Here is a 13,010-nt window from a genome sequence, read left to right as displayed (position 1 = left end):
TTTATTTTAAACAAAAAACATTTGGCTCTTAAAATGTTTTTAAGCCAAATGTTTTGTTTCATTCATTTAATTTTCTGGTAAAACTCTGACAGTAATTGTTGCAACTACTTCAGGATGAATTTTCACGTCGATTTTCATTGAAGCTAAACTTCTGATTGGAACGGGTAATTCTATTTTACGTTTATCAAGTTTTATGTTTAACTGCTTTTGTGCTGCAGCAGCGATTTGTTTTGTTGTAACTGAACCAAACAAACGACCATCTTCAGCAGCTTTTGTTTTAATCTCGATTGCATTTTCATCTTTTTCGAGAAATTCTTTTACCTTTTTAGCTTCTTGTAGAATCTCTTCTTCTTTTTTTTCATCCGCTTTTATTTTACCATTCAATTCACTAATACTAGCTGAAGTAGCTTCTTTAGCTAAATTATTTTTTAGTAAAAAGTTATGTGCGTACCCATCAGCAACGTTTTTTACCTCGCCTTTTTTTCCTTTACCTTTTACATCTGCTAAAAATATAACTTTCATAATTTTATTCCTCCTTAGTTTGGTTTAAAATAACCTCACGCAATTGTTCTTTTGCTTCTTTTATCGTAATATTTTCTAATTGCGTAGCTGCATTAGATAAATGTCCGCCACCACCTAGTTGTTCCATAATGACCTGTACATTGATTTCACCTAAACTACGAGCACTAATACCAATACGGTTGTCAGTACGCTTAGTGATAACAAATGCAGCGTCTATATTGGACATTGAAAGCATCGTGTCAGCTGTTTGTGCTGCTACTACTGTATCATATATACTCTCTTCTTCTCCAATAGCAACGGCTATATTTTTAGTAATAAACTCAATAGTCTCAATCAAGTGGCTACGAAGAAGATAGGTTTCTTTATCTTCTTTTAGAAGACGTTGAATCATTACAGCATCAGCTCCGCAAGATCTCAAATAACTTGCAGCATCAAATGTACGTGATCCAGTTCTAAGAGAAAAACTATTGGTATCGACTATAATTCCACCTAACAAAGCAGTCGCTTCAATTTTATTGATTGGATCTGCTTCTTCAGATTGGTATTCAAATAGTTCTGTAATCAATTCGGCTGAAGACGACGCATAAGGTTCAATATAAACCAGCGCTGGATTCTCTGGAAAAGCTTCTCCACGACGATGATGGTCAATGACTACTACTTTATTCGTACGTGTAATCAAGTCTGGCGCGATTCCCATAGATGGACGATGAAAATCAACCAACACCACTAAACTATTAGCCGTAATCATTTGTTCTGCAACAGACGGTGTTATAATGTAGCGGCTAATTTGATTATCCTCTTCAACTTCTTTCATTAATTTAGAGATATCTTTACTAAACTCTTTCGGTTCTACAATAACCCATGCTTCTTTGTTATTCATTTCAGCAATTCTTCTGATTCCTAAAGAGGCACCAATTGCATCTAAGTCAGGATACTTATGTCCCATAATAAAAATTTGATCCGAATGCTTCATTAGTTCTTGGAGAGCTTGACTAATCATCCTAGAACGAACACGCGTTCTTTTTTCCATAGGATTCGTTTTACCACCATAATAACGAGGTTCAGTATCGTATCCTTTAACAACAACTTGGTCTCCGCCTCGCCCTAAAGCCAAATCTAAATTACTTTGAGATAACTTAGACAATTCACTTAAATCATCAGATCCATAGGCTAGTCCAATACTTAATGTTAACGGGAAGTTTTGTTTTGAAGTTCTTTCTCTAATTTGATCAATAATGCTGAATTTTTCTTCTTCCATTTTTTCTAAAGACCCATAATGCATCATAACGATAAAGCGATCCTCAGTAATACGTTTTAAGTACACATGATGAGATTTTGCCCAATTAGATAATTGTGTTGTAATAAAGTTATCTAAATTAGATATATTTCTATCTGTCATCCCTTGAGTAATTTCATCATGGTTATCAACAAAGATATTTCCGATAACAATTTTTTCATCTTCGTATTTAGATTGAATGTTAGCGTATTCTGTAATATCCATAAGATACACAACTTTTATATCTTTTTGGACAATAATTTGAAAAACTTTATTTCCCCATTTAGCAGTTTTCAAACCTGAATCTTGACTTTCTTTAACAATTCTAGCTAATTCGCTATCAACATCTTTTATTTGTTTTCCTAAGACTTCTTGATAACCTAAGTGAGATTGAAGATAGGGATTGATCCACTGCAACTGCAGATTTTCATTAAACAATAGAATACCAATTGGCATTTTTATTAAGGCTTCTTGTTCTCCACGCTTAATTCGAAAAGCTAAATCAGAAATGTATTTTCTATTTTCAATCGATAACTTTTTAATTAAATTATACAACAAGACTAAAACAACAATAAAAATGACCAATAAAGCTAAACCAATTCCAAAGCTAGCTATAAATCCCAGAATAATTGTAGCTAATTGCAATACCATTATAACAGCTATAATCGTTTGTATTTTTTTATTATTCAAGAATTCTGGGAGTTTTTCTTGAGATAGTTTCTTATTCATAATATGCCCCTTTTTCCATCTCTTTCCTAAGTAAAGTTCATTCTCTATTTTACCACTTGTTCTCTTAGTAGACAACTTGTTTCACATGAAACAATAGCGACAAAATGTTTCACGTGAAACTTTCCCATTCTCTATTTATAAATTAAAAAATAAAAAAACCGAGAACAATACTACAAGTATTTCCCGACTTTTCTCTACTTATTTGTTTTATTTTTAAATCACCTAAAAACTGCATAAATTAATTATCTCAATAAAAAAGAGAATCGTAAAATTACGATTCTCTTTGTCTTTTTATTGTTCGTCAGTTACGAAAGGTAATAATCCCATAATACGAGCACGTTTGATTGCTTTAGTTAATTTACGTTGGTTTTTAGCGTATGTTCCAGTAACACGACGCGGTAAAATTCTACCTCTTTCAGAGATAAAGCGTTTCAAAAGATCAACATCTTTATAGTCCACATGTTCAATATGGTTTGCTGCAAAGAAGTCAACTTTACGGCGTTTCTTTCCGCCTCTATGTTGTTGAGCCATTTCATTTCCTCCTTTATTTCCCATTCCTTTTAGAATGGTAAATCGTCATCTGAAATATCAATTGGTTGTCCGCTCTTCTCAAATGGATCAGAGTTTCCAAAATTTTGATATTGTTGGTTACGGGGAGCTTCTTGTGAGTTACCTTGTGTATTATTGTAAGAACTTTGTTGAGAACCATACGATCCAGAGTTTGAATCACTTTGATCTTTACGTTGTTCACTCTTAGATTTTGATTCTAATAATGAGAACGTTTCAACAACTACTTCTGTAACATACACACGTTGCCCTTGTTGATTATCATAAGAACGAGTTTGAATACGGCCTTCTACACCTACTAATGCACCTTTTCTAGTGAAATTTGCAAATGATTCAGCACTTTTCCTCCAAATTACACAGTTAATAAAATCTGCATCTCGTTCACCTTTTTGGTTTGTAAACTGTCTGTTTACAGCCAATGAAAAAGTTGCTACCGCTGTGCCATTTGAAGTGTATCTTAAATCAGCATCTTTTGTTAATCTTCCAACTAAAACAACATTGTTAATCACATTGTCCACTCCTTCCGATAAAAATGTTTCATGTGAAACATTTTTGCTTAGTCTTCTTCTCTAATTGTCATATGACGCAGAATATCAGAACTGATTTTAGATAAACGGTCGAATTCGTTGATTGCAGCTGCATCATTAGCAGTAAGTTTTACGATATGGTAGATTCCTTCGTGGAAATCTTTGATTTCGTAAGCAAAACGACGTTTCGACCAGTCTTTAGATTCAGTGATTTCAGCACCATTATCTTTTAAAATAGTGTCAAAGCGTTCAACTAAAGCTGTTTTTTCAGCTTCATCGATGTTTGGACGGATAATGTATAAAATTTCATATTTTGCTGCTTTACTCATCTTGACTGTCACCTCCTTATGGACTTTGGCTCTTTTTACAGAGCAAGGAGAGTATTCTATTAATGTTGCAGTAGATTACTCACGTCCGTTTAGTATAGCACAGCCTATTGCAAAAATCAATAGTGTAAACTTATCTGATTCAAAAAAATTATTTTTAGCTTTTTAAGCAACACTCCAAAAAAAGAGAGAGACTAAAAGTCATCTCTCCTTCTCACTATTATTCTTCTGTTAAATCGTCATTTTCTTCTGTTAGATCTGTTTCTTGAATCACATCACTTGTTTCATCAATCTCTACAGATGTACCTTCAATACTATTTTCTAATAGCTCTGAATCCTCTTTTTCATCTTCTGGCTCTACTTTAGCCATTGTCGAAACTTTCACATCATCTGCTACTCGAATCACGCGAACACCTAGTGTTGCACGGCCTGTTTGTGACACTGCAGAGACATTAAAACGAATAATAACACCTGTATTTGTAATCAACATGATATCTTCTTCGCCTTTCACAGTCGTCAGACCAGCTAAGTTTCCATTTTTACTTGTAATATTAGCTGTTTTTATTCCTTTACCACCACGGCCTTTAATCGCATATTCACTAGCCTTAGTTCGTTTTCCATATCCTTTTTCTGTAATAATCAGTACTTCAGAGTCTTCTGTTAACAAATCTACTCCAATGACATAATCATCTTCTCTCAAACGAATACCACGAACACCACTAGCCGTTCTTCCCATATTTCGAACATCATCTTCATGGAAGCTTACAGCATAACCTAAATGTGTTCCAATAATGATATTTTGATTGCCGTCTGTTACAGAAACCGACATCAATTCGTCATCTTCTTTTAAGACGATCGCTTTCAGACCATTGCTGCGGATATTAGAAAATGCTTTTACACTCGTACGTTTAACTGTTCCAAGACGAGTCGTAAAGAAGAGATACATTTCTTCTTCTGCCTCTCCTCGGACATTTATAACAGCTTGTACGGTTTCGCCAGAATCAATTCCTAATAAATTGATAACAGGAATTCCCTTAGCTGTACGTCCATATTCTGGAATTTCGTAACCTTTTGAACGGTAAACTTTTCCATTATTTGTAAAAAACAGCAACGTATCATGAGTAGAACAAGATACTAAGGTTTCTATGAAATCATCATTATGAACACCCATACCTTGTACACCACGTCCACCGCGTCGTTGTGATTTAAATTCGGAACTTGGAAGACGTTTGATATACCCTTTATTGGTTAATGTAATAACCACGTCTTCTTCTTCGATCAAGTCTTCATCTTCAAGACTTAGTACTTCTCCTACCAATAATTCAGTACGACGAGCATCTCCGAATTTTTCTTGAACTTCAAGAAGTTCCGTTTCAATGATCATGTGTACGCGTTCGGGTTTGGCTAAGATATCTGCCATATCTAAGATCAAAGCCATTAATTCATTGTATTCTGATTCGATTTTATCTCTTTCTAAACCAGTTAATCGAACCATTCGCATATCTAAAATAGCTTGTGCTTGTTTATCTGATAAACCGTACGTTTCAATTAAAGTTGTTTTAGCAATGTCTCCAGTTTTTGAACCACGTATAATGCGAATAATTTCGTCAATGTGATCTAACGCTATTCTTAAACCTTCTAAAATATGAGCTCGTGCTTCAGCTTTACGCTTGTCATAAGCTGTTCTTCTGCGAATAACCACTTCTTGGTGTTTTAAGTATTCTTCAAGAATGGATTTTAAACTTAATACTTTTGGAACACCGTTTACGATTGCTAACATATTAAAACCAAATGACGTTTGCAGTGAAGTTAATTTATACAAATTATTTAATACGACACTTGCACTTACATCACGTCTAACATCGATCACGACACGCATACCATCACGATCGGATTCATCTGCTAAATCGGTGATACCTTCGATTCTCTTATCTCTTGCTAAATCAGCAATCCGTTCCACTAATCTGGCTTTATTTACCATATAAGGCAATTCGTGCACGATAATACGTTCTTTGCCATTTTTTAATATTTCAATTTCAACTTTAGCTCGAACCATGATCGAACCTTTACCAGTTTCATAGGCTTTTCTGATACCAGATTTACCCATCACTAGTCCCCCGGTTGGAAAATCAGGTCCCGGTATAGCTTCCATTAAATCTGCTGTTGTTGCATCAGGATTTTTCATCAAAATGTGTAATGCTGAGATAACTTCAGTTAGATTATGTGGCGGAATATTAGTAGCCATACCAACAGCGATTCCTGTCACTCCATTTACAAGTAAATTAGGGAAACGAGCTGGTAATACGTCTGGTTCGCGTTCTGATCCATCGTAGTTATCGTGGTAATCGATCGTATCTTTATTGATATCGCGCAGCATTTCTAAAGCCATTTTCGTCATACGAGCTTCAGTATACCGCATTGCTGCAGCTCCATCGCCATCCACTGATCCAAAGTTTCCATGACCATCCACTAACGGATAGCGGTAACTCCAATCTTGAGCCATACGAACCATTGATTCATAAATTGCACTATCTCCATGAGGATGGTATTTACCCATAACATCCCCAACGATACGTGCTGATTTTTTATGCGCTTTATCAGGCGTTACGCCTAATTCACTCATCCCATACAAAATACGGCGATGCACTGGTTTTAAACCATCTCGTACATCCGGCAATGCGCGTGCTACAATAACACTCATTGCATAATCAAGGAATGATTCACGCATTTCATGGCTTAGTTCAACATTTTTTATATTTTCTTTAAATTCTTCAGCCATTTTTTATTGTCCTCCTATTTGGATTAAATATCTAAATTCTGCACATAACGCGCATTGTCTTCGATAAATTGACGTCTTGGTTCAACACGGTCACCCATTAACATATCACAACTTTTATCTGCTTCAATAGCATCATCAACAGTAACTTGCAGCATCCGTCTATTTTCTGGATTCATAGTTGTTTCCCATAATTGTTCAGCATCCATTTCTCCAAGACCTTTGTATCGTTGAATAACAGGTTTTGGTGAAAGAGGAATTTCTTTCAAATAATCATCTAATTCTTCATCTGAATCTAAATACGCCATTTTTTTACCTTGACGCACTTGATACAAAGGAGGCTGAGCGATGTAAACATAACCCGCTTCAACTATTGGACGCATGTATCGATAAAATAATGTCAACAATAAGGTACGAATATGTGCTCCATCGACATCGGCATCTGTCATAATAACCAATTTATGGTAACGAGCTTTAGAAACATCAAAATCACTACCGAATCCAGTTCCCATTGCTGTAAATAACGAACGGATTTCTTCATTCGCTAAAATTCTATCTAATGTTGCTTTTTCTACATTTAATATTTTTCCACGAATCGGTAAAATCGCTTGAAATAGTCTTGAGCGTCCTTGCTTAGCAGAACCACCGGCAGAATCTCCCTCAACGATAAATAATTCGCTGATAGAAGGATCTTTGCTTGAACAGTCAGCTAGTTTACCAGGAAGGTTGCTTATCTCTAGTCCACTCTTTTTACGTGTTACTTCACGAGCTCTTTTAGCAGCTAAACGGGCTCTAGCAGCTAGTAAGCCTTTTTCAACAATTTGACGCGCTACTTGCGGGTTCTCCATTAAAAATTTTTCAAAATGCGCAGAAAATAAGCGGTCCGTAATCGTACGTGCTTCAGAGTTCCCTAATTTGGTCTTCGTTTGTCCTTCAAATTGAGGATCTGGATGTTTAATAGATAAGACGATCGTTAATCCCTCACGCACATCTTCTCCAGTTAGATTTTCTTCGTTTTCTTTAATTATTTTATTCTTTTTAGCATAGTCATTTATCACACGAGTCAATGCTGTCTTAAAACCGAATTCATGTGTTCCACCTTCATAAGTATGGATATTGTTGGCAAAACTCATTAAATTATTATGGTAACCGTCTGTATGTTGCATAGCTACTTCGATTGTGATTCCTTGTTGTTCACCTTCTAGAAAAATAGGTTCATCATATAAAACAACTTTATTTTCGTTCAGAAATTCGACGTAACTCTTAATACCACCTTCATAGTGGTACTCTAAAAATTGTTTTTTATCTTCGCGCTTATCTTCTATTGTGATTTTTAAGCCTTTATTTAAGAAAGCTAATTCGCGTACACGTGTAGCTAATTTGTCAAAATTAAATTCAACTGTTTCTTTAAAGATCTCAGGATCCGGCACAAAATGGACAGTTGTTCCATGTTTATCCGTTTCACCGATTACTTCTACGTCATGGACAACTTTTCCTTGAGCGTATTGTTGGTGATAAATCTTTTCATCTTTATAAACATAGACATCTAGCGTAGTCGAAAGCGCATTAACAACTGAAGATCCAACACCATGTAGACCACCGGAAACTTTGTATCCTCCGCCACCGAATTTACCCCCTGCATGCAGAATCGTAAATACCGTTTCTAATGCTGGACGACCTGTTTTAGCTTGGATATCGACAGGGATTCCACGTCCATTATCCATAACAATAATACTTTCATCTTTTTCAATACTTAAATTAATCTCATCAGCAAAGCCCGCTAATGCTTCATCAATTGAGTTATCTACGATTTCCCACACTAAATGATGAAGTCCTTCACTACTTGTTGCGCCAATGTACATACCTGGACGTTTACGAACAGCTTCTAGCCCTTCTAGAACTTGTATTTGACTCGCATCATATTCTTTTGCTAAATCTTTTTTGCTTTTTATTTCTTCAGACACACTCATTCACTCTCCATTTCTACTTGGCCGTTATTGATCAGAAAAACTTTTGGCGTATCCAACATATTCTTCTTTATTCCATCTAAACTAGTCGTTGTTAAAAACGTTTGGACTTTATTTTGAATAGCTTTCAATAAATGTGTTTGACGTTCATCATCCAATTCTGATAAAACATCGTCTAGTAATAATACTGGGTATTCACCAGTCATTTCTTTCATCAAATCGATTTCTGCCAATTTAACACTTAATGCCGTTGTTCTTTGCTGGCCTTGAGAACCATAGGTTTGGACATCTTTATCATTCACTTTAAATTTCAAGTCATCTCTATGAGGACCAAATATAGTGGTTCGTTGTTCTAACTCTCTTTGACGACCTTGTTCAAATGCTTTCATCAAATCTGAATAAAGCTGTTCTTTACTCAATTCATTTGTGATTTTCAAACTACATGAATAATCAATTTCAAGTATTTCCTTTTGTTTAGAAATTTCATGGTGAACAGGTTTAGCCCAGTTTTCTAATTTTTTTACAAACGAAAAACGTTCTAACAAGATAGCTGCACCGTATTCAGCTAATTGTTCCGTCAAAATATCTAAAAAAGTTAAATCTTTTTCTTTCTTCATGCTTAGTTGTTTGAGATAGCTATTTCGTTGCTTTAAAAGATGTTGGTATTGTACAAGATGGTGTAAATAAATAGGGCTCATCTGCCCCATTTCCATATCTAAAAATTTTCTTCTAACAGAAGGTGATCCTTTTACCAAAGATAGATCCTCTGGAGCAAATAAAATAACATTTAAATTGCCAATGTATTCACTCAGTTTCTTTTGTTCCAAATGATTAAACTTTGCTTTTTTTCCTTTTTTAGAAATAGAGATTTCAAGTGGAAAAGTAGTATTTTTTTTTTGTATTCTTCCACTTACCCGTGCAAAATCTTGTTCCCATCGTATCGTTTCTTTATCATTGCCTGTTCTATGGCTTCTAGCCATGGCTAATACATAAATAGCTTCCATCAAACTTGTTTTTCCTTGAGCATTTTCTCCTAAGAAAACGTTAATTCCTTCAGAAAAGACAACTTCAGCCTGCTCATAATTACGATAATTGGAAAGATGGATTTCTTTCAATAACATTATTTTTCGTCCTCTTTTAATTCAGCTGGACTTTCTGCTTGGATAAAATAAGTTCCTTCATCAGGTATTTCAACAACAGAACCAGGATAGATTTTTTTTCCTCTACGATTTTCAACTTCGTTATCTAGAAGAATTGTATGTTCAGACAAATACCATTTAGCCATACCGCCACTGCTGATAATATTTACATGTTTCAAAAATTGGCCTAATGTAATAAATTCACGATCGATTTTAATTGTTTTTTTCATGTTTTCACCTACTTCTCAATAAAATAAGCGTGGAAATAATCCACGCATAACGTTGCCGCTTATTAATCTTATTATACTCTTTTTTCGTCAATAATACAATTGAATCTAAAAATAACCCTACTATCATCGATTTTAGCTGAAAGATAAAAAAAGACCTTAAATGTTCCATAATTGCTTAAAACGAAAAAAACATGGTTATCTGGACAATAATATAAAAAAACTACTTTCCAAAATATTTGGAAAGTAGTTTTTTGCTTAATCAATCTTAAAAAGTTCGAACTGGAGTGATCAATTGAATAAAATCTTGAGCATTTTCACTAGGAACTAAAATAAATGGTCGTACTGGAGAAGTGAATTTTATTTTTATATCTGTTTGACCAAAAGTTCTCAATGCATCTTTCATATAATCTGGGTTAAATGAAAGTTCAATAGGTTCTCCCTCAACAGATTGGTAATCTAATTCTTCTTTTACATTTCCCACATCAGGAGAATTTCCTGAAATTTCAACTAAATTAGGATTAATCGTTATTTTTACAACGTTATTCTTTCCTTCATGTGAAAGTAATGATGCTCGCTCAATAGATCCTAATAGTGAACTTGCGTTAAAACTAATTTCAGTAGAGGAATTATCTGGAATCAGACGTTTTGTGTCAGGATAATATCCTTCTAGTAAACGAGAATAAAAATACATGTTTTCGGCTTTAAATAAAACTTGATTTTCAGTGATCATCATTTCAATCGTATCAGAGGTTTCATCTAGTGTGCGGGATAACTCTATCAAACTTTTACCAGGAATAATAATGTTGTATTTTTTATTCGCTTGTTCTTCATTCATTTCTAAAGGAATGACACGTTGACTTAAACGATGACTATCTGTGGCAACGGCTAAGAACTTTCCATTCTCAATAATAATGTTTACTCCTGTTAATATTGGACGACTTTCATGAGTTGAAATGGCAATAACAGTTTGACCGATCACTTGCTTAAATAAATTTACGGGCAAAGTAAATGATTCTGATGTATCAATAATAGGCAAATGTGGGTAGTTATTAGGATCTAAACCATTGATTGTAAATGAAGCTGTTGCAGAAGTGATCAACGCTTGGAAATGATCCAATATTTCAATTGTCATTGTTTCTTCAGGAAGTTTTTTTACGATTTCGCTAAAAAAGCGTGCTTGTAAAACAATTCCACCTGTTTTTTCAATGGTCAAGAGATTATCTTCTTCTGATACGGGAATAAACGCTTCAATTGAGATATCAGAATCGCTACCTGTTAGTGTTAATCCTTCATCATTCGCAATGATTTTTAGTCCTGTCAAAATAGGGATAGTTGTTCTAGAAGAAATGGCACGTTGTACATCAGATAAGCTTTTTAAAAAAGCACTTCTTTTTATTGTAAATTTCATTAAATTTACCTCCAAGTATAGTTTAATTTATTTAATAAGTTCTTTAGTAATAGTAGTAGGGCTTGTTGATACTGTGGAAAACTATGACAATCAGCTTATCTAAAAGGTTTTACACATGTGGATAAGTTGTTGATAAAAAAAGGATAAGTCTACTAGTTATGCACATGTGTAAAATAAAAAAAACTGCTATTCAGATATTAAATCAGCTTAATTTTTTCTTAATATCGGCTAATTCTTGTTTTAATTGATCATCAGTTGATAAAGCATGGACGATTTTCTCATAAGCATGAATAACAGTAGTGTGGTCTTTTCCACCAAATTCAGCACCAATTTTTGGTAATGAATTTGAAGTCAATTCTCGTGATAAATACATAGCAATTTGTCTTGGTAATACAATCGATTTGATCCGCTTTTTACCTTTAAGATCTGCAATAGATAATTGATAATACTTACTGACCGCATTTTGAATGTCCAATATGGTAAGTGTTGATGGTTTTGCTGAAGGCAACATACTTTTTAATGCATCTGCAGCTAAACTAGTTGTAATATCTCTGCTTTCTATTGCTGCATAAGCCTGTACGCGAACCAGTGCACCTTCTAATTCTCTGATATTTGAATCAATTTGGCCAGCGATATAACTTAAGGTATCGCCCGGAATTTCTAAACGTTCAGCATTTGCTTTCTTTCTTAAAATTGCAATTCTTGTCTCCAAATCTGGTGGGGTTATGTCTACTGATAGGCCCCAAGCAAATCTTGAGACTAAACGTTCTTGTAATTTAGGAATTTCATTAGGCAAACGATCACTGGTAAGTACGATTTGTTTACGATCATCATACAAAGCATTAAAGGTATGGAAGAATTCTTCTTGAGTACCTTCCTTATCTGCAAAAAATTGAATATCATCTACTAAAAGTAAATCAACACTGCGGTATTCATTCCTAAATTTTTCTTGTGTTTTGTTTTGGATAGAATTAATAAAATCATTTGCAAATGTTTCACTACTAACATATTTGACGCGTGCATCAGGGTTTAGCAGCAACATTTGATGGCCAATCGCATGCATTAAATGGGTTTTACCAAGACCGACTCCTCCATAGAAAAATAAAGGATTATAAATTGTTCCTGGTTCTTCTGCAACGACTAATGCCGCAGCATGTGCCATTTGATTTCCTTTGCCGATAACGAATGTATCAAAAGTATATTTTGTATTTAATTGTATATCCCTTTTAAATAAAGTTTTTTTAGGAACTTCATTACGAAGAACATTATTTCCATTGGCAGGTGTGTCTTGCTCATTTTTAATAACAAACAATGGAGAAATTTCACGACTAGAGTATTCATATATATTTTCAACAATTCGTGTAGCTAAATTATTTTCCCAATATTCTTTATGTAAAGAAGAAGGGACTTCAATAATAATGTTGTTATCTGTGATACGTATCGGGCTGGCACTCTCTATCCACGTATCGTAGCTAACTTTGGAAAGCGATTCTTTGAATTTTTCTTTTAAAAAATTCCATAATGTTTGTAAATCGTCCAAAAG

11 protein-coding genes are annotated in these 13,010 nt (G+C 34.3%); all 11 read right to left on the bottom strand.

The genetic code is table 11. The features are described 5' to 3' along the window. Positions 1-66 precede the first annotated feature (66 nt). Positions 67-522, bottom strand: coding sequence for a 50S ribosomal protein L9 (gene rplI / locus BR65_RS09630; RefSeq protein ID WP_034538007.1), 456 nt, complete (start codon positions 520-522; stop codon positions 67-69). A 4-nt stretch (positions 523-526) separates the two neighbouring features. After that, positions 527-2,527 carry a DHH family phosphoesterase gene (locus BR65_RS09625; RefSeq protein WP_023176498.1) on the bottom strand — a complete coding sequence of 667 codons (2,001 nt, stop codon included), beginning with the start codon at positions 2,525-2,527 and terminating at the stop codon, positions 527-529. A gap of 291 nt (positions 2,528-2,818) precedes the next feature. Continuing rightward, positions 2,819-3,058, bottom strand: coding sequence for a 30S ribosomal protein S18 (rpsR, locus tag BR65_RS09620; RefSeq protein ID WP_034538006.1), 240 nt, complete (start codon positions 3,056-3,058; stop codon positions 2,819-2,821). Positions 3,059-3,087: 29 nt separating this feature from the next. After that, entirely contained in the window at positions 3,088-3,603 is a 516-nt protein-coding gene (gene ssb, locus BR65_RS09615) for a single-stranded DNA-binding protein (protein ID WP_023176497.1), read from the bottom strand. Positions 3,604-3,650: 47 nt separating this feature from the next. Further along, the gene (gene rpsF, locus BR65_RS09610; RefSeq protein WP_023176496.1) at positions 3,651-3,950 is read right to left on the bottom strand and encodes a 30S ribosomal protein S6; all 300 of its coding nucleotides are present in this window, start codon (positions 3,948-3,950) and stop codon (positions 3,651-3,653) included. A 217-nt stretch (positions 3,951-4,167) separates the two neighbouring features. Next, complete coding sequence (gene gyrA / locus BR65_RS09600) at positions 4,168-6,726, bottom strand: DNA gyrase subunit A (RefSeq protein ID WP_034538004.1); 2,559 nt, start codon at positions 6,724-6,726, stop codon at positions 4,168-4,170. A gap of 23 nt (positions 6,727-6,749) precedes the next feature. Further along, complete coding sequence (gene gyrB, locus BR65_RS09595; RefSeq protein WP_034538767.1) at positions 6,750-8,687, bottom strand: DNA topoisomerase (ATP-hydrolyzing) subunit B; 1,938 nt, start codon at positions 8,685-8,687, stop codon at positions 6,750-6,752. A 2-nt stretch (positions 8,688-8,689) separates the two neighbouring features. After that, the gene (gene recF, locus BR65_RS09590; protein WP_023176492.1) at positions 8,690-9,811 is read right to left on the bottom strand and encodes a DNA replication/repair protein RecF; all 1,122 of its coding nucleotides are present in this window, start codon (positions 9,809-9,811) and stop codon (positions 8,690-8,692) included. Beyond that, positions 9,811-10,059 (bottom strand): S4 domain-containing protein YaaA, encoded by a 249-nt coding sequence (gene yaaA, locus BR65_RS09585; protein WP_034538003.1) that lies wholly within the window; start codon positions 10,057-10,059, stop codon positions 9,811-9,813. The genes recF and yaaA overlap by 1 nt, the downstream gene beginning before the upstream one ends. Before the next feature lie 265 nt (positions 10,060-10,324). Next, positions 10,325-11,467, bottom strand: a complete 1,143-nt coding sequence (gene dnaN / locus BR65_RS09580; protein ID WP_023176490.1) for a DNA polymerase III subunit beta — start codon at positions 11,465-11,467, stop codon at positions 10,325-10,327. 202 nt (positions 11,468-11,669) lie between these two features. Further along, positions 11,670-13,007 (bottom strand): chromosomal replication initiator protein DnaA, encoded by a 1,338-nt coding sequence (gene dnaA / locus BR65_RS09575; protein ID WP_023176489.1) that lies wholly within the window; start codon positions 13,005-13,007, stop codon positions 11,670-11,672. Positions 13,008-13,010: the final 3 nt, after the last annotated feature.

This window comes from Carnobacterium inhibens subsp. inhibens DSM 13024 (assembly GCF_000746825.1).
Lineage (GTDB): Bacteria > Bacillota > Bacilli > Lactobacillales > Carnobacteriaceae > Carnobacterium_B > Carnobacterium_B inhibens.
Note: the sequence above shows the minus strand (reverse complement) of the source record. Positions and strands in the feature narration are given on the sequence as shown.

Excerpts from the sequence above, each read along its gene's own strand:
- gyrA (WP_034538004.1), bottom strand. The coding sequence starts at position 6,726 with ATGGCTGAAGAATTTAAAGAAAATATAAAAAATGTTGAACTAAGCCAT.
- BR65_RS09625 (WP_023176498.1), bottom strand. The coding sequence starts at position 2,527 with ATGAATAAGAAACTATCTCAAGAAAAACTCCCAGAATTCTTGAATAAT.
- yaaA (WP_034538003.1), bottom strand. The coding sequence starts at position 10,059 with ATGAAAAAAACAATTAAAATCGATCGTGAATTTATTACATTAGGCCAA.
- rplI (WP_034538007.1), bottom strand. The coding sequence starts at position 522 with ATGAAAGTTATATTTTTAGCAGATGTAAAAGGTAAAGGAAAAAAAGGC.
- dnaN (WP_023176490.1), bottom strand. The coding sequence starts at position 11,467 with ATGAAATTTACAATAAAAAGAAGTGCTTTTTTAAAAAGCTTATCTGAT.
- recF (WP_023176492.1), bottom strand. The coding sequence starts at position 9,811 with ATGTTATTGAAAGAAATCCATCTTTCCAATTATCGTAATTATGAGCAG.
- rpsF (WP_023176496.1), bottom strand. The coding sequence starts at position 3,950 with ATGAGTAAAGCAGCAAAATATGAAATTTTATACATTATCCGTCCAAAC.
- rpsR (WP_034538006.1), bottom strand. The coding sequence starts at position 3,058 with ATGGCTCAACAACATAGAGGCGGAAAGAAACGCCGTAAAGTTGACTTC.